This is a genomic window from Microbacterium sp. Kw_RZR3 (assembly GCF_029222405.1).
Classification (GTDB): Bacteria; Actinomycetota; Actinomycetes; order Actinomycetales; family Microbacteriaceae; genus Microbacterium.
The window spans coordinates 1-20,823 of sequence record NZ_JARHXC010000079.1 but is presented as its reverse complement, the minus strand read 5'-3'; the positions used below and the strand labels follow the sequence as shown (position 1 = coordinate 20,823).

23 protein-coding genes and 1 tRNA gene are annotated in these 20,823 nt (G+C 69.8%); 12 read left to right on the top strand and 12 right to left on the bottom strand.

The window, feature by feature from the left end; translation table 11 throughout:
- Position 1: 1 nt before the first annotated feature.
- Positions 2 to 1,045: an ATP-dependent DNA ligase gene (locus P2P98_RS04320; protein ID WP_275797552.1), complete on the top strand. Its 1,044-nt coding sequence runs from the start codon at positions 2 to 4 to the stop codon at positions 1,043 to 1,045.
- 287 nt (positions 1,046 to 1,332) lie between these two features.
- Here P2P98_RS04320 and ligD read toward each other — a convergent pair whose 3' ends face one another.
- Positions 1,333 to 2,358 (bottom strand): non-homologous end-joining DNA ligase, encoded by a 1,026-nt coding sequence (gene ligD / locus P2P98_RS04315; RefSeq protein ID WP_275797551.1) that lies wholly within the window; start codon positions 2,356 to 2,358, stop codon positions 1,333 to 1,335.
- A gap of 215 nt (positions 2,359 to 2,573) precedes the next feature.
- Between ligD and P2P98_RS04310 the strand changes: the two genes are divergently transcribed.
- Positions 2,574 to 3,200, top strand: a complete 627-nt coding sequence (locus P2P98_RS04310; RefSeq protein ID WP_275797549.1) for a DUF1684 domain-containing protein — start codon at positions 2,574 to 2,576, stop codon at positions 3,198 to 3,200.
- A gap of 234 nt (positions 3,201 to 3,434) precedes the next feature.
- On the opposite strand, the gene P2P98_RS04305 is transcribed toward P2P98_RS04310, so the two are convergent.
- Both P2P98_RS04305 and P2P98_RS04300 read right to left on the bottom strand, forming a co-directional pair.
- The gene (locus tag P2P98_RS04305) at positions 3,435 to 4,493 is read right to left on the bottom strand and encodes an SseB family protein (RefSeq protein WP_275797547.1); all 1,059 of its coding nucleotides are present in this window, start codon (positions 4,491 to 4,493) and stop codon (positions 3,435 to 3,437) included.
- Positions 4,494 to 4,560: 67 nt separating this feature from the next.
- Positions 4,561 to 7,008: a UvrD-helicase domain-containing protein gene (locus P2P98_RS04300; RefSeq protein WP_275797545.1), complete on the bottom strand. Its 2,448-nt coding sequence runs from the start codon at positions 7,006 to 7,008 to the stop codon at positions 4,561 to 4,563.
- 80 nt (positions 7,009 to 7,088) lie between these two features.
- Here P2P98_RS04300 and P2P98_RS04295 point away from each other — a divergent pair, with 80 nt between their 5' ends.
- Positions 7,089 to 7,496: a YccF domain-containing protein gene (locus P2P98_RS04295; protein WP_275797543.1), complete on the top strand. Its 408-nt coding sequence runs from the start codon at positions 7,089 to 7,091 to the stop codon at positions 7,494 to 7,496.
- Here the strand turns inward: P2P98_RS04295 and P2P98_RS04290 are convergent, their stop codons facing one another.
- Positions 7,497 to 8,435, bottom strand: coding sequence for a hypothetical protein (locus tag P2P98_RS04290; protein ID WP_275797541.1), 939 nt, complete (start codon positions 8,433 to 8,435; stop codon positions 7,497 to 7,499). It abuts the gene before it with no gap.
- A gap of 220 nt (positions 8,436 to 8,655) precedes the next feature.
- Here P2P98_RS04290 and P2P98_RS04285 point away from each other — a divergent pair, with 220 nt between their 5' ends.
- The 5 genes from P2P98_RS04285 to P2P98_RS04265 all read left to right on the top strand — a co-directional run bounded on the left by P2P98_RS04285 (position 8,656) and on the right by P2P98_RS04265 (position 12,122).
- Positions 8,656 to 9,561, top strand: a complete 906-nt coding sequence (locus tag P2P98_RS04285; protein ID WP_275797540.1) for an EamA family transporter — start codon at positions 8,656 to 8,658, stop codon at positions 9,559 to 9,561.
- A complete protein-coding gene (locus tag P2P98_RS04280; protein ID WP_275797538.1) occupies positions 9,542 to 10,258 on the top strand; it encodes a GntR family transcriptional regulator in 717 nt (238 codons plus the stop codon). Before P2P98_RS04285 ends, P2P98_RS04280 begins: the two co-directional genes overlap by 20 nt.
- A gap of 36 nt (positions 10,259 to 10,294) precedes the next feature.
- A tRNA-Met gene (locus P2P98_RS04275) sits at positions 10,295 to 10,370 on the top strand.
- 151 nt (positions 10,371 to 10,521) lie between these two features.
- On the top strand, positions 10,522 to 10,746 hold the full coding sequence (locus P2P98_RS04270; protein ID WP_275797536.1) for an RNA-binding S4 domain-containing protein: 225 nt from the start codon (positions 10,522 to 10,524) through the stop codon (positions 10,744 to 10,746).
- Between the two features lie 95 nt (positions 10,747 to 10,841).
- Positions 10,842 to 12,122, top strand: coding sequence for a hypothetical protein (locus P2P98_RS04265; protein ID WP_275797534.1), 1,281 nt, complete (start codon positions 10,842 to 10,844; stop codon positions 12,120 to 12,122).
- A gap of 120 nt (positions 12,123 to 12,242) precedes the next feature.
- Here the strand turns inward: P2P98_RS04265 and P2P98_RS04260 are convergent, their stop codons facing one another.
- Genes P2P98_RS04260 through ykgO form a run of 4 tightly spaced genes read right to left on the bottom strand, consistent with a single transcriptional unit; the run spans position 12,243 to position 13,229 of the window.
- The gene (locus tag P2P98_RS04260; RefSeq protein WP_275797532.1) at positions 12,243 to 12,539 is read right to left on the bottom strand and encodes a hypothetical protein; all 297 of its coding nucleotides are present in this window, start codon (positions 12,537 to 12,539) and stop codon (positions 12,243 to 12,245) included.
- Positions 12,526 to 12,843 carry a metalloregulator ArsR/SmtB family transcription factor gene (locus P2P98_RS04255; protein WP_275797531.1) on the bottom strand — a complete coding sequence of 106 codons (318 nt, stop codon included), beginning with the start codon at positions 12,841 to 12,843 and terminating at the stop codon, positions 12,526 to 12,528. Before P2P98_RS04255 ends, P2P98_RS04260 begins: the two co-directional genes overlap by 14 nt.
- A 48-nt stretch (positions 12,844 to 12,891) precedes the next feature.
- Positions 12,892 to 13,086, bottom strand: coding sequence for a hypothetical protein (locus P2P98_RS04250; protein ID WP_275797529.1), 195 nt, complete (start codon positions 13,084 to 13,086; stop codon positions 12,892 to 12,894).
- A 20-nt stretch (positions 13,087 to 13,106) separates the two neighbouring features.
- Positions 13,107 to 13,229 carry a type B 50S ribosomal protein L36 gene (gene ykgO, locus P2P98_RS04245; protein ID WP_056226526.1) on the bottom strand — a complete coding sequence of 41 codons (123 nt, stop codon included), beginning with the start codon at positions 13,227 to 13,229 and terminating at the stop codon, positions 13,107 to 13,109.
- Positions 13,230 to 13,308: 79 nt separating this feature from the next.
- Between ykgO and P2P98_RS04240 the strand changes: the two genes are divergently transcribed.
- The 3 genes from P2P98_RS04240 to P2P98_RS04230 all read left to right on the top strand — a co-directional run bounded on the left by P2P98_RS04240 (position 13,309) and on the right by P2P98_RS04230 (position 15,580).
- On the top strand, positions 13,309 to 14,304 hold the full coding sequence (locus P2P98_RS04240) for a GTP-binding protein (protein WP_275797526.1): 996 nt from the start codon (positions 13,309 to 13,311) through the stop codon (positions 14,302 to 14,304).
- 257 nt (positions 14,305 to 14,561) lie between these two features.
- The gene (locus P2P98_RS04235; RefSeq protein WP_275797524.1) at positions 14,562 to 14,747 is read left to right on the top strand and encodes a hypothetical protein; all 186 of its coding nucleotides are present in this window, start codon (positions 14,562 to 14,564) and stop codon (positions 14,745 to 14,747) included.
- The gene (locus P2P98_RS04230; protein WP_275797577.1) at positions 14,744 to 15,580 is read left to right on the top strand and encodes a DUF72 domain-containing protein; all 837 of its coding nucleotides are present in this window, start codon (positions 14,744 to 14,746) and stop codon (positions 15,578 to 15,580) included. The genes P2P98_RS04235 and P2P98_RS04230 overlap by 4 nt, the downstream gene beginning before the upstream one ends.
- A gap of 130 nt (positions 15,581 to 15,710) precedes the next feature.
- On the opposite strand, the gene P2P98_RS04225 is transcribed toward P2P98_RS04230, so the two are convergent.
- The 4 genes from P2P98_RS04225 to P2P98_RS04210 are packed head-to-tail and all read right to left on the bottom strand — an operon-like array spanning position 15,711 to position 19,763.
- Positions 15,711 to 16,790: an ABC transporter permease gene (locus P2P98_RS04225; protein ID WP_275797522.1), complete on the bottom strand. Its 1,080-nt coding sequence runs from the start codon at positions 16,788 to 16,790 to the stop codon at positions 15,711 to 15,713.
- Entirely contained in the window at positions 16,787 to 17,743 is a 957-nt protein-coding gene (locus P2P98_RS04220) for an ABC transporter ATP-binding protein (RefSeq protein ID WP_275797520.1), read from the bottom strand. Before P2P98_RS04220 ends, P2P98_RS04225 begins: the two co-directional genes overlap by 4 nt.
- 47 nt (positions 17,744 to 17,790) lie before the next feature.
- Entirely contained in the window at positions 17,791 to 18,720 is a 930-nt protein-coding gene (locus P2P98_RS04215; RefSeq protein WP_275797518.1) for an NAD(P)-binding protein, read from the bottom strand.
- Positions 18,721 to 18,773: 53 nt separating this feature from the next.
- On the bottom strand, positions 18,774 to 19,763 hold the full coding sequence (locus P2P98_RS04210) for a glycerophosphodiester phosphodiesterase family protein (RefSeq protein WP_275797516.1): 990 nt from the start codon (positions 19,761 to 19,763) through the stop codon (positions 18,774 to 18,776).
- A gap of 143 nt (positions 19,764 to 19,906) precedes the next feature.
- On the opposite strand from P2P98_RS04210, the gene P2P98_RS04205 reads away from it, so the two are divergent.
- Entirely contained in the window at positions 19,907 to 20,791 is an 885-nt protein-coding gene (locus tag P2P98_RS04205; protein WP_275797514.1) for a Bax inhibitor-1/YccA family protein, read from the top strand.
- Positions 20,792 to 20,823: the final 32 nt, after the last annotated feature.

The following is a 20,823-nucleotide window of genomic DNA, read 5'->3' as shown; positions in this document are numbered from 1 at the left end:
CATGCCGTACGAGATCCCGGCGCCGATGCTGGCGAAGGCCGTACCGGCGATCCCCGACCACAGCAAGGTCGAGGGCGGGTTCAGCTACGAGCCCAAATGGGACGGCTTCCGGGCGCTCGTGTCGTGGGACGGCACCGACGTCGAGATCGGCAGCCGCGGCGCGAAGCCTCTCACACGGTACTTCCCCGAGCTCGTCGCGGCCTTCGCCGAGATCCTGCCCGAGCCCTGCCTGATCGACGGCGAGGTGGTCGTCGCGCGCGGCGAGCCCGGCGCGCAGCGCCTCGACTGGGAGGCACTGTCGCAGCGCATCCACCCCGCCGCGTCCCGCGTGACGATGCTCTCGCAAGAGACCCCGGCCATGTTCATCGCGTTCGACCTGCTCGCGCGCGGCGACCGCGATCTACAGTCCGAGCCCTTCTCCGAGCGGCGGGCCCAGCTCGAAGATCTGCTCGGCGCGGTTCCTCACCCGGTTCACGTCACGCGGACGACCGACGACCCCGACCTCGCCCGTCGCTGGCTGGCGGAGTTCGAGGGCGCCGGGCTCGACGGTGTCGTCGCCAAGCCCCTCGCCCAGCCATACGCCCCGAACAAGCGCACGATGTTCAAGATCAAGCACGCCCGCACGGCTGACGTGGTCGCGCTGGGGTATCGCATCCACAAGTCGGGTCAGGGCGTCGGCTCGCTCCTCGTCGGGCTCTACGACGACGAGGGTCGACTCCATGGCGTCGGCGGCGTATCCGCCTGGACCGACAAGCGTCGTCTCGAGCTGATCGACGAGCTCGCCCCCTTGGTCGAGCGGGATGCCGACGGCGAAGCGGTCGTCGGAGAGACCGATCGCTCGCGGTTCTCGGCATCCAGAGATGTGTCGTTCGTCCGGTTACGCCCCGAGCGCGTGCTCGAGGTGCGCTACGACCAGCTCGAGGGCATGCGCTTTCGCCACACCGTGCAGTTCGAGCGGTGGCGCCCCGACCGCGACGCGCAATCGTGCACGTTCGCGCAGCTCGAAACCGTGAGCGCGTACGACCTGGGCGGCGTGCTCGACTGAGCCCGCCGCGCGGCAACCGTCGCCCCGCCGCCCCGCCCCTTGGCATGGGTCCCCGCACGTCGCCGACGAACGCTGACGTGCGCCGAATGCATGCGCCGAGCGCCCGCCAGCGTGCATTCGGCGCAGTTCACGGGCCCTCGTTGTGACCAGGGAGGGCTTCAAAGCCCCGCGGGGGGCGGGGCACGCTGAGGGGGTCACGGCCGGACCGGTCGCGGCCCGGGGCTGCGGTGCGGGTGCCGCCGGAGAGGTCTCGGCCGGCGCCACCCCGGGAGGTCACCGGTCGAGGATCACGCCTCGGGTGCCTTCGCGCGCGACGGCTGCACACGCGGCGGCTCGCCAGGCATCTTCGGGAACTCCGGAGGGAACGGCAGCTCGCCCAAGCCGTTGTCGAGATCGCGCTCCCACCACTCCAACAGCGTGTCGATGCGGCCGGGATTCGCCGCGAAGTCAGCCCACGGGTCGCCGACGGATGCCAACCGGTCGGGAATTGTCCGCACCGTGAATGCGCTCGGGTCGAGACCGTCGAGCTCGTCCCATCCGATCGGAGTCGACACGGTCGCGGCGGGCAGGGCGCGCGGCGAGTACGCCCCCGCCATCGTGCGGTCGCGGTTCGCCTGGTTGAAGTCGACGAAGATGCGTTGCCCCCGCTCCTCTTTCCACCAATTGGTGGTCACGGCATCCGGCATCCGCCGCTCCAGCTCCCGGGCCGCGGCGATCACCGCGTGCCGAACGTCGAGGAACTCGTGCGTCGGCTCGATCGGGCAGAACACGTGCAGGCCGCGGTTGCCGCTCGTCTTGATCCAGGCCTCGAGACCCGCCTCGCGCAGCACGGCGCGCAGCTCAAGCGCGGCGGTCACGGCCTCGGAGATGCCGGTGCCCGGCTGCGGATCGAGGTCGATGCGGAGTTCGACGGGGTGATCGGGGTCGCTCGCGAGCGACGCCCACGGATGGAAGACGATCGTGTTCATCTGCGCCGCCCAGACGGCGGTGCCGATCTCGGTGACGATGAGCTGCGGATGCCGCCGCCCGCTGTTGTACGTGACGGTGACCGCCTCCACGAAATCGGGGGCCCCCTTCGGCGGGTTCTTCGAGAAGAAACTCTCACCGCCGATGCCCTCGGGAAAGCGTTCGAGCGAGACAGGGCGATTCCCGTTGGCCGCGAGGAACGGATCGGCGACGGCGAGGAAGTACTCGGCCAACTCGCGCTTGGTGATGCCCACTTCGGGCCACAGCACCCGGTCGGGACTCGACAGCCCGATCTCCCGGTCCCCGTGCGGGCCCGGCGCGGTCAGGGTGATGCGAGGGGATGCCATGCCCCGACGCTAGTGCGCGGGCAGGGCTCGTGTCTGCCCCGTTGCGGTGCGTGGTCGTCGCGTTCCCTCGCTCGAGCCGAGGCGCGGACCATGCGCACTCCTGCTTTCGCGCTCGAGGTGCAGCCGGGCCCCGGGGCAGGGAGGCCCCGAGCATCACGGCAGCCGCCCGCTGTCCACCCCGAGCCGTGGCATCCGGCCGCCCGTACGCTCGAACGATGACCTCCGCTGCCGCCCGCACCGCCCTCGAGATCGCCGACTGGCGTCGCCGCGTGTTCGCCCTCTACGACGCCGTGCGCGAGGCGGATGACCCCGAGGAGGCGCACGAGCTCTGGCGTATCGAGCGCGACGCACTCTTCGCCGGGCATCCCGCGACGCCTCTGCTCCCCGAGCAGCGTGAGGCGTTCACGGGTCTCCCGCTCGCGCCCTACGACACGGCGTGGCGGTTCGACGTACCGCTGCTCGACGCCGACGAAGCGTCGTTCGTCGCCACGACCGGAACCGACGGCGAAGTCGGCTTCGAACGCATCGGCCGCGTCGAACTACCGGACACGGGATCTCTCGACGTGTGGCGGCTGACCTCGTACGGCGGGGGCTTGTTCATCCCCGTTCGCGATGCCGCCGCCGGACGCCCTAGCGGCACCTACGGCGGTGGCCGCTACCTCATCGACACAATCAAGGGCGCCGACCTCGGCCGGGGCGCGACCCCGGAGACGCTCGTGATCGACTTCAACTTCGCGTACAACCCCTCGTGCGCGTACGACCCGATGTGGGCGTGCCCGCTCGCGCCGGCGGGCAACGTCCTGCCGGTCGCCGTCCCCGTCGGCGAGCTGTACGGGGTCTGACGGCTCCGACGCCCGAGCCCGCGGCATCCGCACGCGGGCGAAACTCCTGAGGAATGGGCCCTCGCGCGGATGAAACCGCACGCCGAAACCGCTAGTGCGCGGAAGCTCAGGAGTTTCGCACGCGGCGCTCGGGCGCGCGAGGCTCGAACGGCACGGGACGCGCCGGTCCGAGCCCTGACGCACAGCCCGCAGTCGGTCCCGCGCACACCGCGCGAGGACTAGCCCCGCGACGAATTACTCCGCGAGCGCCAGAACCGGAGCGAGGTCGGCGCGCGACAGACGGATCCACGGGCCGGCGGGATCGACGAGCAGGCCGGTGAGCCCCTCGTCGCTCGCGAGGGCCTTGGCCAGCTGTTCCGCCTTGAGCGGCACGGGCTGGTCGCCGCGACCGAGCGCGAGGAGCTCGAGCGGGTGCGAGAACACCTCGAGGAAGCGCTCGCCCGTGGCGGAGCGCGACTCGGCGACGCCGACCGCTCCGCCCTCTTCGGTCTGGTTCACCGCGATCCAGAGCGGGACACCGTCGACGATCGCCGAGACGATCGCGGATGCCGTGTCGTCGGTGCGCTTCTCGCTGAGCGCGGTCTTGACGCGCAGCTGCTCATCGGCCTCGCCGACCATTCGCTCCAGCAGCGCCGACGGCAGCACGGCACGCGCGTCGTCGGACGCCGGGTCGAGGACGATTCCGGCGTACGGACCGTCGAGGACGTGCCGCAGGAGCGCCATGATCGGCTGCCCCATCGCGGAGGTGTCGCGGTCGCCGTCGGCCTCGACGCTCTTGCTGAGCGCCTGGCCACTGCTGTAGGCGAGGACGAGCTGTTCGTCTCCGCGGGTCGCGATCGCGAGGGGCAGGTCCTTGCCCTCGGCGAGAAGAGCGCGTGCGTCACCCTTCACGCGCAGGAAGACGTGTCCCTGCAGCAACTGGCGAGCGACGTTCAGCAGCTGAGGAGGCTCCGGCTGGCCCTTGATCTCGGCCAGCGCCGTCGCGAGAAGCGCGTTGTCGCGCAGGCCGGGGATCGACTCGAAGCCCTCGGGCGCCTCCATCGGGCCCGGCTGCCGCGCCGACGGACGTGCCGCGACCGGCGGCGTCGAGGGGGTCTCGGGAGCGGCACCGACCCCGCGGAACGAAGAGGTCGAGATGGTGACGTTCGGGGTGGGTGCGGCGGCGGCTTCGGTGCCGGCGTCCGCGGAATCGGTGGCGTCGCTTGGACCGGCCGGGTCGACGGGCTGCTCGCCCGGTTCGATCGTGGTGTCGGCGCGGTCGTCGGACTTGTTTCGGCGCGAGAAAAGAGCCATTGGGCCAGCCTAGCCGCGTGCCTTCTTCTCGCGTCGCCCCCGGGTGAACTCGGAGGTGACCCTCCGGCTAGAGCTTGGTGATCGGCGCGATCTTGATCAGCAGCTTCTTCGGGCCGACGGTGTCGAAGCGCACGTGCGCGACGCGTTTCGCTCCCTCGCCCGTCACGGCATCCACACGACCTTCACCGAAGTCGTCGTGACGGATGCGATCACCCGATGCCAGGACCATGTCGCCGTTGTCGCGAACCTTCGCGGGAATGCGGTTGGGGAACTTGCTCGGGTCGGCCGGCGCGCGCTTCGGCAGCGGGACGAGGTCGTCTCCGTAGCGGCTTCCGCCCCCGCTCTGACCCGGGCGGCGGCCGCGCGCATTCAGCGCGCGCGACTGCGACCCGCCTCGACCGTTGACGTCGCCCGGCGACTGGCGCCAGTCGATGAGGTCGGCCGGGATCTCTTGCAGGAAACGGCTCGGCATCGCCACCGTGACCTCGCCGAACTGCGCGCGGGTCATCGCGAGCGACACGTGCAGACGCTTACGCGCGCGCGTGATGCCGACGTAGAAGAGTCGCCGCTCCTCCTGAGGACCACCGGGCTCGTTCGCCGAGATTCGGTGCGGGAGCAGGTCCTCCTCGACACCGGTCAGGAAGACGGCGTCGTACTCGAGACCCTTCGCGGTGTGCAGGGTCATGAGGGAGACCGAGCCGGACGCGTCGTCGAGGTCGTCGGCATCCGCCACCAGCGTCACCTCGGTGAGGAAGTCGATCACCGTTCCCTCGGGGTTGTTCCGCGCGAACTCACGAGTGACCGCGATGAGCTCGTCGAGGTTCTCGAGGCGGGCCTCGTCTTGCGGGTCTTTGCTCGCGCGCAGGGCGTCGAAGTATCCGCTCTTGTTGAGCAGCAGGGTGAGTCCCTCGGTGACCGAGGTGGAGGGAGCGAGTTCCCCGGATGCCGGGAGCATGATCGCTGTGGCCTCGGTGAGCACCGCGTCGAGCTGGTCGATCGCCTTCTGGAGCTTAGGCCCGACGCCGATCTGCGCGGAGTTGGCCAGGGCGTCACGGAAGGTGATGTCGTGTTCGGCGGCGTAGCGCGCGATGGCCGTCTCGGTCACGTCGCCGATACCGCGTCGCGGGCGGTTCAGGATGCGGCGGACCGCCATGCCGTCGGCGGGGTTCGCCACGGCGACGAGGTAGGCGAGCGCGTCTTTGATCTCGGCGCGCTCGTAGAACTTCGTGCCGCCCATGATCTTGTAGGGCACGGCCGAGCGGATGAAGATCTCTTCGAGCGCACGCGACTGCGAGTTGGTGCGGTAGAAGACCGCGATGCCGGAGTAGTCGACGCCCTTCTTGTGCAGCGCCTCGATCTCGTCGGCGACGAACTGCGCCTCGTCGTGCTGCGAGTAGCCGGTGAAGCCGATGATCGGGTCGCCCGCCCCGACGTCGGTCCAGAGCTTCTTGTCTTTGCGGTCGAAGTTGTTCGCGATGACGGCGTTGGCCGCCGACAGGATGTTCTGCGTCGAGCGGTAGTTCTGCTCGAGCAGCACGACCTTCGCGCCCGGGTAGTCGCGCTCGAACTCGCTGATGTTGCGGATGTCGGCGCCGCGGAAGGCGTAGATCGACTGGTCGGAGTCGCCGACGACGGTGAGCGACGCGGCGCCCCCGTCGGTCCCTGAGCCTGTCGAAGGGTCGGCGTCGAAGATCATCATGCCGCCGGAGGAGAACGGCTCGGCGTCGGACCCCACGGGCCGGGTGAGCTCGTGGATCAGCGCGTACTGCGCGTGGTTGGTGTCCTGGTACTCGTCGACCAGGATGTGGCGGAAGCGCTTGCGGTAGCGGTCGGCCACCTGCGGGAAGGCACGGAAGAGATAGACGGTCTGGGCGATCAGGTCGTCGAAGTCGAAGGCGTTGGCCCGCTGCAGCTCGCGCTGGTACGACGAGAAGATCTCGACGAAGATGCGCTCGGCGGGGTCGCTCATGTTGGCCGATCGCGCATACGATTCCGCGTCGGCGAGCTCGTTCTTGAGCTTCGAGATGCGGCTCTGCGTGCCGGCGGGGGTGAGTCCGAACGAATCGCCCTCGTGCTCTTTCACGAGACGCTTGATGAGCGCCCGCGAGTCGCCCGAGTCGTAGATCGTGAAGGCCTTGGTGAAACCGAACTGCTCGGCCTCGCGCCGCAGGATCCGCACGCACGCGGAGTGGAACGTCGAGATCCACATGCCATCGGCCTTCTGACCGATCAGCTGATGCACGCGCTCGCGCATCTCGCCCGCGGCTTTGTTCGTGAAGGTGATCGCGAGGATCTGGCTGGGGTACGCCTCGCGCGTGCGCAGCAGCGAGGCGATGCGCCGGGTGAGCACACTCGTCTTTCCCGAGCCGGCACCGGCCACGATGAGCAGCGCCTGCCCGCGGTAGGTCACGGCCTCGCGCTGGGGGCCGTTGAGACCCTGGAGGAGGTCGGCGTCGGGGCGGGCATCCGACGGTGCGGGACCGCCGACGATCAGGGGCGTGGAGGCGTCGGTCATGGCGCGTCCAAGTCTAGGCGGGGGCTCCGACATGGGCCTCGCCCCCTTGGCATCCGGAGTCCTCCCGCCATGATGGAGGCATGCGCCTCATCCTCAACATCCTGTGGCTCGTCCTGTCGGGCTTCTGGCTCTTCGTCAGCTACATGCTGGCGGGGATCGTGCTGTGCATCCTCATCGTGACGATTCCGTGGGGCATCGCGGCGTTCCGCATCGGGCTTTACGCGCTCTGGCCCTTCGGGCGCGAGATCGTGGCCAAGCCGACCGCGGGAGTCGGTTCGTTCCTCGGCAACGTGGTGTGGGTCATCCTCGCCGGGTGGTGGCTCGCCCTCGAGCACATCCTGACCGGCATCGCGCTGTGCATCACGATCATCGGCATCCCGCTGGGCATCGCGAACTTCAAGCTCGTGCCGGTGTCGCTCATGCCGCTGGGTAAGGAGGTGCGCGACATTCGTCGGGGCGGTCCGTTCGACCGCACCCTGGGGAGCTGACTAGAGCGTCGAGCGTTCGCGAGAGCGCTGCGGAAGAGCGAGCAGGATGCCGACGACCGTCACGACCGCACCCGTCACGGCCGCGCCGATGACGAGCTCGGCGGGGATGTCACCGTCGCGCCCGCCTGTGAGCCGGACGAGGTCCCAGGGCAGCACCCCGATCTGCTCGTTCCACGAGCGCAGGGCGTCGCCGGCCCCCACGACGGCGATCGTCACCGCGGGCAGGGCGTACGCGATCCCCATCCCGGCCAGGGCGACACCGGTCGCGCGCCGGCGCCCCAGCTGCGGGCGCAGCGACCAGCCGGCGACGACGAACACCCATGCCAGGAGCGCGAACGCCAGCGCGAGATAGAGCACGCGGACCATCGGCATCGCCCACAGCGCAGGCCAGATCCCCTCGGGACCCGAGAGCGAGATCACCGCGAGCGCGACGACGCACCGCAGGACGAGCGCTCCTCCGACGGCGGCGATGATCGGCCACGGCGAGCGCTTCCCGAGCAGGAGTCGCACGACGATGGCGAAGAAGAGCCACCCGAGCACGGCGAGGGCGGCACCCCAGAGCCCGTCGCGCGGAGTCTGCACGACGCGCGTGGCGACGAGGACACCCGCGGGGACGACGATCATGAGCCAGCGGTCGAGGGGCAGCAGGCCGAGGCTCGATTCCGCCGCCCGCCACGGCCGCGTCGAGGCGATCCAGCTCGCGCGAGCGGCGGCGGCACCGGGACGGCGAACGAGACGCGTGCGGGCCGCGACCATGCCGACGACGATCCAGACCACCCCGAACAGCAGCAGAATGCGGGCGAGCCACTCGGTCGTGGAATCGACTTCGATGGGCGTCCGCGCGAACGGATCGACCAGCATCGCCAGGATGCCGCCGGACACCAGCAGTCCGCCGGCGACGATCAGGGCCAGGATGCCTCGCCCCGCCGTCGTCGCCATGCACCTACGTTACACAGCGGTTCCTGAGCGTCCGTCCGGCAGAGGACGGGGTCAAGCGCCGCCGCTCGCGCCCCGCCCCGCGTACCGTCGCGCGGAGTTCATCACCGACACGCCGCCACACGGCATCCGGAACCGGCGTGTTCCCGACGACCTCCGCCCGACGGCACGGCAGCTCGCCGGCGCGGCCACACGCGCGGCCAGATTGTGTAACAATCCACTCATGCTTTCCGCTCTCGCGATCCTCGCTGCGGCGCTGTGCTTCTCCACGACCGGAACCGCGCAGGCGCTCGCCGGCGTCGACGCCTCGCCTCTGGCGGTCGGGGCGGCGCGGATCGTCGTGGGCGGCGGCATCCTGGGTCTGCTCGCCCTCGCGCGCCGCCCGCGCACGCCGACGCCGACAGGATCGCGCTTCTCGACCGCGGGACTGATCGCGGTGGGAGCGATCGGCGTCCTCGCCTATCAACCTCTCTTCTTTCTTGGGACGCGCGAGAACGGCGTCGCGATCGGCACGGTCGTCGCCCTCGGATCGGCCCCCATCGCGACGGGGATCGTGGATGCCGTGCGCTCGCGCCGTCTCCCCTCCCCCCGGTGGATGCTCGCCACCGCCATCGCGCTCACCGGCGTCGTGCTCGTGTCGGGCGTGACCGGCGGGGCGGTGGCGCTCGCGCCGGGCGGACTGCTCGCCTCGGCCGGCGCGGGAATGTCGTACGCCCTCTATACGGTGTGCGGAAAGGCGCTGATCGAGAGGGGGTGGGACTCCACGCGCGTGATGGGAACGGTGTTCGGCGTGGCCGCCGTCGCGAGCCTGCCGGTTCTGCTGATCGCGGGAGGGTCGTGGCTCGCAACCCCCAACGGGCTGGCGCTCGCCCTCTGGCTCGGAGTCGTCACGACGACGGTCGCGTACCTGCTGTTCGGCTGGGGTCTGGCGCGCCTGACGGCCGTCACGGTCTCGACGCTCACCCTCGCCGAGCCCCTCGCGGCGACCCTTCTCGGCCTCTTCGTGCTGCACGAGCAGCTCACACCCGTTAGCGCGTTCGGCCTCGCGCTCATCGCCGTCGGCCTCGCCGTCGTGTCGGTTCCGTCTCGTCGACGTCAGGAGGTTCCGGATGCCACGGCCCCCGCGTGACTCCCCCGCCTCCGCCGCGACAGCAGCCTACGTACCCGGCCCTCGCGCGGCCGACCTCGTCGCGGACGCGGTGCGTGCCGGCATCCTCTCCGGCGAACTGGCGCCCGGCACGCCCCTTCGGGAGGAGGAGCTGAGCGCGACGCACGGCGTCTCGCGGCACACCGCCCGCACGGCGCTCACCCGGCTCACCGCCGAGCGCCTCGTCACCGCGGAGCCTTATCGCGGCGTCCGCGTTTCTCTCCTCGACGACGACGCGCTCGTCGCCCTGCAGCAGTTGCGCTGCGCCCTCGAGACCGAAGCGGTGCGGATCGCGCGGGATCGCGGCATCCGTCCGGCCGAGGTCGACGCCGCCCTCGATGCCCTCGCCGCCGCCGAGGCATCCGGAGACTGGCCCGCCACGCTCGACGCGCACGCGCGCGTGCATCTCGCGCTCGTCGATGCGGCCGGCAGCCCGCGGATCGCGGAGGAGTATCGGCGCCTCGATTCCGAGATGCACCTGCTGCTGACGCATGTGCGCCCGGCGTACGCGCCCGGGGCTCTGACCGAGGAGCATCGCGCGTACGTCGAGGAGGCGTGGGCGGATCCGCAACGGGCCGTGCGCGCCCATCTGGAGCACTCGACGCGGGCGATCCTGGAGAGTCGGCGAGCTTCTTCGCCACGCGACGACACATCCGGTCACGATCCGCAACGCCCGTAGGAGGCCCGTCGGGCCCGGGTTAGCGTGGGGGCACATCGCGGCGATCCGGGCGGTCCCGGGCCTCGGCTCATAACCGAAGGCGTGGCGGGTTCGACTCCCGCCGTCGCGTCCACGTCTCGGTTCCCGCCGAGCCCTTCGCTTCGACCTCCCGGCCGCGGCGCCTCCCCGTGAGTGTCCAACACACCCTGAGACCGCCGGAGAATCGTCCGGGTGTTCTGGACACTCAAGAGGGGATCGCGCGCAGACCCTGCCATGCTGAAACCATGACCCGCCCCGCACCCCAGGACGTCCCCGTCGGCAGCGAGAGCATCCGCCTCAGCGCGTTCCTGAAGTTCGCCGGCATCCTGGACTCCGGCGGAGACGCCAAGGAGGCGATCATCGACGGCTACGTGACGGTGAACGGCGAGGTCGAACGGCGACGCGGGCGGCAGTTGCAGCTCGGCGACGTGGTCGGATTCGAGGAGCGCGCGTTCCGCGTTCAGCCCTGACCCCGCAGGCACATTGCCGTCAACTAAGACGTGACGCGCTGCTTCTACTCGGCCTATCCATCCCCGCGCGCCGCAACACCCTACACTGCGATTCCATGGGCAAAGGCAGCCGACTACGACGGCTTCGATCAGAAGCGGCGCTCGCGCGGCACGCGACCTACCCGTGGGGTGCCGCACAACCCCTACTGGATCTCACCGCCGAGTACCCGTCCCTCACGCAGATCGAGCGTACAGTCAACGACACCAGCGAGCTCGAGGCCTCACGCCAGAAGCACCTCGGGCGAAAGAAGCCCCCCTCTCAACCAGAAGCGCGCGTCATCGCCGCCGTGGGGAAAACGGGAGATTACCCTTTCGCCTCGTCGGAATTGATCGAGGAATGGATGCGGGGTTGGGAAATGCCCTCCCGATCCGGGAGCCCAACGAGTGGAGCCGGTCGGATCAAGACGTCGTCGTCGGTCTTTGTGGCGATCACGGACGACGATGACATGCCGTCGTCCTCGGCCGCCAGAGACCGACCCACAGTGAGCATCCCGATCCGATACATAGAACTCTGTTCGCGAATCGCTGACGTCTTCCCTCTTTTCGCAACCGTCACGCGGTCAGGCTTGACATGGCAGCAGGTCGGCGAAGCACGAAGAGCGTTGTTCGAGTACACCGATCCGAACACGGCGACGCCCGCGACGACGGAAGACCTCATTCACAACACCGCCGATGAGATATTCACTACTCGGGTGACTTCGGCTGCGGTACGTTGGGCGATCGCCCACGAGATGGCGCATCTCCGCACGACGGCCACACAGAGACATGCTGCGTACGAAAAGGTCCACCAGCTGTGGCCCTCTCTCCAAGAGGATGAATGGGACTCGCTCCGAGGAGAATTGGAACCATTCGGGGGGATTCTCTACAAGTACCGCGACGAGATCGCGTGCGATCTTCTCGCCAATCAGTTCGTACTCGATTCTGCGTTCTCGTCTGACGACCTTCTCACCCAGGCCTGCGGATCACTGCTTGCTCTCGAGGCGCTCGTGTGGATCGGCTGGCACACCGACAAATCAGCGCGCTCGGACACTCACCCGTCTCCTTCACTGCGGTTCATGCTCGTCTACCAGGACTGGCTCGACGTCGTCGGCGAACTGACAACCTGGCAATACCGCACACCCCCTGATGTCTTGGCACTGCAGGATTTCGCCTACTTCTACGCCTTCCAGAGATGGGGGGTCGGCGCGTACTCGCAGCACCGCAGCGGCTCTCAGTGGGGCCAAGATATCTCGGAGATCCTCTCGACTCTCGAGCACGTGGCTCCTGGCGACGGCCCACCCACCATCTACGCGAAGGATGCGGGGGGACGAATACGAAGGGTGCAGCCTCACCCCTAGCGCCCGTCATCGGCAGGGTTGACTACCGAACTGAACGAGAGCGGAAACGCGAAGGCCCGCCCCCTCATCGGGAGACGGGCCTCACGGCATCCGAGGTTCGGGCCCGGATGCCGTCACACCTCAATGCTCGTCGTAGTGATCGGCGTGGGCCGCGTGACGGTGACCGTCGTGCACGTAGTCGACGTGGTCGTCGTGCTCGACGGCCTCGTGGCCGCAGTCGTCGCCGTGGGCGTGCTCGTCGACGGTGTGCTCAGCCTGGGCCTCGTGCTCGTCGTAGTGATCGCCGTGCAGCGCGTGGTGGTGCGTGCCGTGCACGTAGTCGACGTGGTCGCCGTGCTCGACGGCCTCGTGGCCGCAGTTGTCGCCGTGCGCGTGCTCGTCGACGGTGTGCTCGGCGTGGGTCTCAGTGGTGCTCATGTTCGTTCCCCTGGTCGGTCGTTTCCTGGACGTGGGCGATCGCATCGAGCACGACGTGCGCGACGTGCTGATCGGCGAGGGCGTATCGGATCTCTTTTCCCTCGCGCTCGGATTCGACCAATCCCGCCTGCCGCAGCGTGCGCAGGTGTTGCGACACCAACGGTTGCGACAGGCCGGCCTGCTCGGCGAGCGCGCCGACCGTGAGCGGTTCGCGGCTCAGCAGCCACACGAGCGCGAGACGCGAGTCGTTGCCGAGGACCTTGAACAGCTCGGCGGCGTCAGCGAGCCCCGCGATCTTGTCCACATCTCAAGAAGACCACACACATAAACGCTTTGCAATACGTTTAGGCAATCAAGAACGGTTCTCGTTCGCGTTATCGCCGGGGTCGTCGCCGCGCGGCGGCTCGAGCTTCATCCACCCGAACGTCGCGGCATCCTGAATCTCCTCCGCCTGGCGGCGCCGCAGCATCGCGCGACCCCGCGACGCCCCGAGCCCCGCGAGCGCGAGACCGATCGCGACACCGGCGATCAGACCCCACCACTCCACGCCGCGAGTCTACGAACGACTCACCCCTGTCGCCCCTTGAAGCGCGGATTGAGCTTGTTGATCACGAAGACCTTGCCGCGTCGACGCACGACCTGCGCGCCGGGCTGCTTCTTCAGGGATTTGATCGAGGCGCGAACCTTCATGGCGTTCTCCTTTTTGATAACCGTTCTCATTAACAAGGTAAGGTGTCGAGAGCTCCCTGACAAATGAGAGGTGGATGCCATGCGCCGAACGATCGCCATCATGGGCGTCTGCGCCCCCGAACGCCGGTCCTACGCCGAACGAACCGCCATCGCCCTGGGGAGACCGCTCCACCTGCTGCGCTTCGCCGACCTCCGCGCCGCGCACGCGCTGCCCCTGCCTCGGCCACGAACCGACGAAGAGCACGTGGTCGTCGACATGGCCGCCGACGTCGACCTCATCCACTCGATCGCCGCGCGTGGGGGTTCCGAGGTCGAGGCCGTCTGCGTCGTGGACGCGCGGCACATGATCGGCGACCTCCTCGACGACACCGCGCTCGTGGCATCCGCCGCCCCCGGCGACACGCGTGGAGACGTCGGTGCCCGCGCGCGCCAGGCCGCTCTCGCTCTCGAGCTGGCGACCCGCATCGTCTGGATCAACTGGGAGCAGGTGCCGACACCCGCCCTCGCCGTGCAGATGGCTCTGGCGTCGCACCTGAACCCGGGCGCGGTGGTCCGGCTGACGCGCGACCCGCTCAACGACCTCGCGTCCGAGGCGTCGCACGAGGGCGAGATCCTCGAGCGCGCCGGATGGGTCCACGCCCTGAACGACGAGCACGACCCCTACATGCGCGACAACCGCGTCATGACGCTTCGCTACGAGCAGGTCCGCCCGTTCCACCCTGCGCGTCTCTCCGCCGCCCTCGACCGGCTCGATGACGGGGCTGCGGGACGCCTCGTCCGCTCGGCGGGATTCTGCCGCCTCGCCAGCCGTCCCGGCATCCTGGCCCGGTGGGAGCACGTGGGCTCGGCGATGTGGATCGAACCGATCGGGGCCGACGACGGCCGCATGGGCCTCGGTCAGGAGATCGCGTTCACGGGACTCGATCTCTCCGTTCCACGGCTCGCGCACATCCTCGACGACGCCGCGTTGACCGACGCCGAGCTCGCCGCCGGTCCCGCAGCGTGGACCTCGTTCGACGACCCGCTCCCCGCCTGGCCCGCGGTCGAGTCGTCGATCCCGGATGCCACGGACTGACGCGCGCTGCGACGGCACGGGCCGCGGTTCCCCGACGGCACACGCTGCCCGACGGCGCGGCACGCGCCCCGATCTCGCGACGACACGCGCTGCCCGACGGCGCGGCACCGTGACGGCGGGAGGAGAGGGGACGGGCGGAGGACGATCCGGGCGGAAGAGTCCTGCCCTGGCCCCCTGTCCTCCCCCGGCCCCTCGCACCTCTCGCCCTCGAGCGCAAGCCTGTCGACCACGACGGGGCGAGGGCGCACCGTGGACGCATGAGCACTCCTGACATCCCCTCCCGCCACGCCGACGACGCCCACGCCGACTCGGCCGCCCCCACCGACGCCGTAACCGACGAAGTGCGCGAAGACGCCGCCGAGGCCGAAGAGCACGTCGATCTCGCCGACGACACGGGCAACGCCGTCGACCCCGGCTTCCCGGCCGCGGAGGGCCACGCCTGAGCGCGACAGCCTTCATCGGGATCTCCGGTTGGCGCTATCCGCGCTGGCGGGGAGACTTCTACCCGCGCGGGCTCGCGCAACGGCGTGAGCTCGCGTACGTCGGCGAGTGTCTCCGCAGCGTCGAGCTGAACGGCTCGTTCTACTCGCTGCAGCGTCCTGAGAGCTACCGGCGCTGGCGCGAAGAGGTGCCGGCGAACTTCGTCTTCGCGGTCAAAGGATCGCGCTACGTCACGCACATGCTGCGCCTCGTCGGTGTGCAGACGGCGCTCGCGAACTTCTTCGCGTCGGGGGTGCTCGCGCTCGGCCCGACCCTCGGCCCGTTCCTCTGGCAGTTGCCCGAACGGGTGGATTTCGATCCCGACGTGCTCGACGGCTTCCTTTCGCAGCTCCCGCGGACGACCGGCGCCGCCCTCGAACTCGCACGGCAGCACGATCAGCGAGTGGACGGCCGCGACTGGCTCGAGGTCGAGGCCGATATGCCCCTCCGCCACGCGCTCGAACCGCGCTCGGCATCTTTCTCCGATCCGCGGGCGGCCGAGATCCTTCGCGCACACGGGGTCGCCCTCGTCCTCGCCGATACCGCGGGCCGCTGGCCCGTCTTCGACGCCCTCACCGCCGACCACGTCTACGTGCGACTCCACGGCTCCACCGAGCTCTACGCGAGCGGCTACGCCGGCCAGGAGCTCGATGCCTGGGCCGATCGCATCCGCGGCTGGCTCGACGGCACCGCTTCGACGGACGGCGTGCCGCGCGATGTCTATGCCTACTTCGACAACGACGCGCGTGGCCGCGCTCCGCATGATGCGGTGGCACTGGCCGATCGGCTGCGCTGAGGGCGACGCACACGACTCCACCCCTCCAGCCTCGAGCGCTGACGCCGCCGCCCTCCCCCGACCCCCAGTCTCGAGACCCTCGATCCCGAGTCGTCAGCCCGGGCACTCCGCCCCGACGTCGGCCGCGACCTCAGGCGATACGCGTCCCCGGCGGCAGGCGCTTCGCCGGTGTACGGGTCCGGCCGATTCCCCAGATCAGCAACCCGGCCGCGATCAGCAGTTGCACGATCAGCCCCACGAACCAGCTGGGAACCGTGCCCTCGAGCTGCTCCTCCGGCGTCTCGTACGACGGGACGTCGGGTGCCACGCACCCGTCGAACCGCGTCTCGGTTTCGGGCGCCTTCTGAGCGAGGCGGACGCTATAGGCGATCTGCGAGAACAGGTCGCGGGGATACCCGTCGACGTAGGTCGGCGGCGTGGCATCCGCCAGGATCACGAACGGGTTCGCGGCCAGCGCCCACCACACGCGATCGAAGCGCGGCACCTCCGAGGTGTAGCGGTTCTCGATGCACGGGAGCTCCTCGTACGACGGGCACCCGGTGTCCCGGGGCCGCACGCCGGGATCACAGCCCTCAGGTGCAGCGCTCCAGTCGAAGTCGCGCGTGATCGACACCTGCTCGGACCGCAGGGCGAGTCCGCCGAGACCGAAGGCGATCAGCGTTCCGATCGACAGCGCGGCGATGACGAGATACGTGCTCGCGACCGAGAAGATCGGCCGCGCGACCACGGCGCTGAAGCCGACACCGACGGCGGCCACGACCCCGACCTCGAGGACCAGGATGCCGAGCGAGGCGAGGATCACGCCCGGGTTCAGGCCGCCCGCCGCGGTGGCGACGACGAGGAACGGCGCGGCCACGACGAGGAAGGCGAGCCCCGAGATCCACGCGGCGAGGAACTTGCCGATGACGATCTCGGCCGTCGTGACGAGCGTCACTTGGACGGGCGCGAGGGTTGCGGCGTCCCGATCCCCGTTCACGGCACTGCCGCTGAGGGTCGGGGACACGAGCAGCACGAGCAGGAGCACGAGCATGATGACGAGGGAGAAGAACCATTCGTTGCCCCCGCTGGCGAGCGCGAACGACGCGAACGACAGCGCGAGGACAGCCATCAGGATGACGAAGAACACCCCGAGCAGCACGTACCACCCGACCGAGCGCACGCGCTGACGCAGCTCGATGCCGATCACGGTCCTGAGACGGTGGAGGTTCATGCGGGGCTCCCCTCGCCGCCGGGGCCGACTCTGAGGTCGAGGAAGGCGTGTTCGAGATCTCCCACCGCCGGAGCGAACTCGACCACCGGGACGCCGGCACCGACCAGCGCGCGAAGCCCGGCGACGGCCCCCGCCTCGTCGGCGAACGGCACGAGCAGGTCTCGGCGATCGACCCCGACCTCGTCGGGGGCACGCCCGAGCGCCGCCGCGACCTCGGCGCGACCCGCCTGCGCCCCGCGCGACGGATCGGTGAGCAGCCGCACCCGCCACGACCGTGTGCGCGTCGCCGCCGCGGCGACCCGGTCGGTTCCGACCGTGCGGCCGTCCATCATGAAGACCGCGTCGTCGACGACCTCCTCGAGCTCGGACAGCACGTGGCTCGAGATGAGGATCGTGCGCCCCTCGGCGGCCAGGCGCCGCAGCAGCACGCGCAGCGCGATGCGCGCCTGCGGGTCGAGCCCCGACGCCGGTTCGTCGAGCAGCAACACCTTCGGGTCGTGCACGAGAGCCCGCGCGAGCGCGAGACGCTGCTTCTGCCCGCGAGAGAGCACCCGCGCCGCGGACGTCGCGAGCGGGGCGAGGTCGACGAGCGCCAGGAGTTCGTCGGCACGCGTGCGCGCCGCCGCGCGCGGAAGGTCGTAGAGCTGCGCCGTCGCGACGAGGACCTCGCGCGCCGTCAGGCTCGGCCACGCGCCCAGAGAGTCCGGCATCCACCCCAGAAGACGGCGCGCACCCGTGGGGTCGGCGATCGGGTCGACGCCGCCGATCCGCACCTCACCGGCGTCGGGCTGAAGCAACGAGGCGAGCATCAGCATGAGCGTCGTCTTGCCCGAGCCGTTGGGGCCGACGAGCCCCGTCACCCGGCCCGGTGCCGCCGCGAACGTCACGTCCTGCACCGCGTGAACGGTCCCGAACGAGCGCCGCACCCCCGCCGCGTCGATCCCCACATCCATGGCCCCACCCTAGAGGGGCCCTCCGACATCGCCTCGGGAGAACGGATTCAGGATGCCGCGAGCGCGCGGCCGAGAGCATCGCCCGACGACCACGCGGTGCGCACCGCAGCGCTCTCGCCCCACGCGTCCCCGCACGCGGACAGACCGGGCGACCGGAAGAAGGGCTGACCGGTCGTCGCCGTCGGACGCGCGAACGTCCACCTGTGCGCGAAGGCCGAGACGGGGTCGACGGCGATCCGCAGGAGCCGGCGGGTGGCGGCGAGGACAGGCTCGATCGCCCCGTCCGGATCGTCGAGATGCAGCCGCGCGCGGTCAGCGGTCGTGTGCACGACGAGCACGGGTGCACCGTCGCCGCGGCGATCCCCGTCGTCGGCGATGAACGACACGTCCGGATCGCCGTCAACGAAGGCGCCGTGCAGATCGGCCGGCCAGTGTCGCTCCTCCCACCGCAGCACCACGGCGATGACGGGCTCCCACGCGGCCGCCGAGCCGAGACGGACGTCGGTGAGGCGCGCCGCCTGCGGTTCCGGCATCGCGAGCACGACCTCGCCCGACGGTTCCCCGTCGACGAGGTACAGCTCCACGCTCTCGACCACCCGCTCCGACACGACGTCGAGCCCCTGCGCGAGATCGAGAGCGAGTGAGCGGAGCCCGAGCGGAGCAGCCCATCGCATGGGCCCCGGCTTCGGCGTCTGGTTCCCGTCCGCGTCGACGACGACGAACGTGTCGGTCCAGGGGCGCGCGAGGTCACGCTCCTCCCAGTCCGCGACGACGTGCCCGAATCGGTCCGCCTCGCCGACGACGAAGTACGACGCCCCGAGGTCGACCGGACGCCCCTCGAACGTGCGGCTCGACAGACGCCCGCCGACGCGGCGCCCGCGATCGAGCACGCGCGCCGTCTTCCCGGCATCCTGAACCGCCCGCGCGCACGCGAGGCCCGAGATGCCACCGCCGACCACCGTCACGTCAACCGTCATGCGGCCATCCTCACGCGGCCGACCCACCGATCGGCAGGGGTTGCGGTCGGCCGTCAGCCGCGGAACACCTCGACGCCGAGGTCGGGATGATCGACGAACACCCCGTCGAGCCGTGCATCGCGAAGAACGGCCCACTCGGTCCGGAAATCACCGAATGCGGCCCGACCTCCGTGCCGACGATACCCCGGCAGGAGAAACATATTCTCGGGGCGGCATGTCCACGTGAAGACACGGAGACCCCGGCCCTGCGCCTCGGCGACGAACCGGGCGGGGCCGCGCGCCCGCCCGAGCCGCCCGGGGTCCAGAATGAGCCGTTTGTCGGGGCTGATGCCATCGACCTCGCGAGCGAGCGCGTCCAGCCCGGAGGGCGTCAACATCGACGCGTACGTCGCGGCCTCCGCCCCATCGCGCTCGCGCAGATCCCACGGCGCCCCGCCCGCTTCGATGAGCTGCACGAGCGGCGACCGGATGCCGAGCTCTCGCAGTCGCGCCAGCACGAGGGGCTCGAACGACTCGATCACCAGCGTCGGGTCGTCGAGCCAGTCCGCCTCGCGCAACTCGTCGCGAACGAGCGCCGCCATATCGAAGCCCTGGGCGGCGAACGCCGCCGCGTGCTTGATCTCGAGGACGACCCCCACACCACCCGACCGCGCGAGGTCGAGGACGTCTCGCAGACACAGCACGAACTCGGTGTCGTCGAAAGCCGCGCTGCCCGGTCGCAGGGCCGGAATCCGCTCACGGCAGCGGAGTGTGCGGAGTTCGTCCCATGTGAAGTCCTCGACGAACCACCCGGTCAGCCGCTCCCCGTCCACGACCTTCGAGGTGCGACGGTCCCCGAACTCCGGCCTCGTCGCGACGTCGGTCGTGGCGCCGATCTCGTTCTCGTGGCGGACGACCAGCATGCCGTCCTTCGAGGGGACGACGTCGGGTTCGACGGCATCCGCTCCCGCGGCGATCGCCAGCGCGTACGAGCTCGGCGAGTGCTCGGGGCGGTACCCGGGAGCGCCTCGGTGGCCGATGATCAGCGGGCGGTTGAGCGGCACCCGCCCACGGTAGCGACGGCGGGTGAACGACTCCCTTGCTCATAGCGGAATCCCAGTCAACACAAGGAATCTCGCACCCTGCTCGGCTAGTGTTGTCTGACAGCACGGTGCTGTGATGACCATCATTTGGAGTGTGAGTCCCCGTGGCCCTCAATAACCCGGCATTCAATACCCCGGCGTTCCAGGACCCTCGTGCCGGCGCCCAGACCCGTTACAGCCCTCCCGCGGCCCCCGCCGCGAGCGCGGCAGCCGCTGCTGAAGCGGCCAACCTCGAGGGCATGTACACCGCCCCCGCGGCGGGTGCCGTCGAAACCGATCGCATGACGATCGAAGACACCGTCTTCAAGACGCTCGCGCTGTTCGGCGTGCTCGTCGTCGGCGCCGTCGTCGGCTGGATCTGGTCGATGGCCGGCGTCAGCGTCGCGAACCCCAGCCCCAGCGCCGCCCCGATGATCGTCGGTGGCCTCGTCGGCTTCGTGCTCGCGATGGTCGCGATCTTCAAGAAGAAGCCGTCCGTCCCCGTCTTCCTCGCCTACGCGGCGTTCGAGGGTCTGTTCGTCGGTGGCATCTCGGCGTTCTTCGAGTTCATCTACCCGGGCATCGTCATCCAGGCGACGCTCGCGACGCTCTCCGTCGTCGGTGTGACCCTCGCGCTGTTCGCGAGCGGCAAGGTGCGCGCCTCGGCCCGCGCCACGAAGATCTTCCTGATCGCCATGGTCGGCTACATGGTGTTCGGCCTCCTCAACATCGTCCTGATGCTGTTCAACGCCCCGATCGCCGGTGGCGCGTTCGGCATGTACAGCACCGTCAAGATCCTCGGCATCCCGCTCGGTGTGATCATCGGTGTCGTCGTGGTCATCATGGCCGCGTACTCGCTCGTGCTCGACTTCGACCAGATTCAGCGCGGCGTGCGTAACGGAGCGGCTCGTGTCTACGGCTGGGTCGGCGCCTTCGGCATCATGGTCACCGTCGTGTGGCTGTACGTCGAGATCCTGCGCCTGATCGCGATCCTGCGCGGCAACAACTGAACGTTCCGCTCGAAGGGCCGTCCCGTTCCGGG

Coding starts and splice junctions, on each gene's coding strand:
- P2P98_RS04240 (WP_275797526.1), top strand. CDS start 13,309: ATGCGCCGAACGATCGCCATCATGGGCGTCTGCGCCCCCGAACGCCGG.
- P2P98_RS04270 (WP_275797536.1), top strand. CDS start 10,522: ATGACCCGCCCCGCACCCCAGGACGTCCCCGTCGGCAGCGAGAGCATC.
- P2P98_RS04260 (WP_275797532.1), bottom strand. CDS start 12,539: ATGAGCACCACTGAGACCCACGCCGAGCACACCGTCGACGAGCACGCG.
- P2P98_RS04220 (WP_275797520.1), bottom strand. CDS start 17,743: ATGGATGTGGGGATCGACGCGGCGGGGGTGCGGCGCTCGTTCGGGACC.
- P2P98_RS04305 (WP_275797547.1), bottom strand. CDS start 4,493: ATGGCTCTTTTCTCGCGCCGAAACAAGTCCGACGACCGCGCCGACACC.
- P2P98_RS04300 (WP_275797545.1), bottom strand. CDS start 7,008: ATGACCGACGCCTCCACGCCCCTGATCGTCGGCGGTCCCGCACCGTCG.
- P2P98_RS04320 (WP_275797552.1), top strand. CDS start 2: ATGCCGTACGAGATCCCGGCGCCGATGCTGGCGAAGGCCGTACCGGCG.
- P2P98_RS04310 (WP_275797549.1), top strand. CDS start 2,574: ATGACCTCCGCTGCCGCCCGCACCGCCCTCGAGATCGCCGACTGGCGT.
- ykgO (WP_056226526.1), bottom strand. CDS start 13,229: ATGAAGGTTCGCGCCTCGATCAAATCCCTGAAGAAGCAGCCCGGCGCG.
- ligD (WP_275797551.1), bottom strand. CDS start 2,358: ATGGCATCCCCTCGCATCACCCTGACCGCGCCGGGCCCGCACGGGGAC.
- P2P98_RS04280 (WP_275797538.1), top strand. CDS start 9,542: ATGCCACGGCCCCCGCGTGACTCCCCCGCCTCCGCCGCGACAGCAGCC.
- P2P98_RS04265 (WP_275797534.1), top strand. CDS start 10,842: ATGGGCAAAGGCAGCCGACTACGACGGCTTCGATCAGAAGCGGCGCTC.
- P2P98_RS04225 (WP_275797522.1), bottom strand. CDS start 16,790: ATGAACCTCCACCGTCTCAGGACCGTGATCGGCATCGAGCTGCGTCAG.
- P2P98_RS04285 (WP_275797540.1), top strand. CDS start 8,656: ATGCTTTCCGCTCTCGCGATCCTCGCTGCGGCGCTGTGCTTCTCCACG.
- P2P98_RS04215 (WP_275797518.1), bottom strand. CDS start 18,720: ATGACGGTTGACGTGACGGTGGTCGGCGGTGGCATCTCGGGCCTCGCG.
- P2P98_RS04295 (WP_275797543.1), top strand. CDS start 7,089: ATGCGCCTCATCCTCAACATCCTGTGGCTCGTCCTGTCGGGCTTCTGG.
- P2P98_RS04235 (WP_275797524.1), top strand. CDS start 14,562: ATGAGCACTCCTGACATCCCCTCCCGCCACGCCGACGACGCCCACGCC.
- P2P98_RS04290 (WP_275797541.1), bottom strand. CDS start 8,435: ATGGCGACGACGGCGGGGCGAGGCATCCTGGCCCTGATCGTCGCCGGC.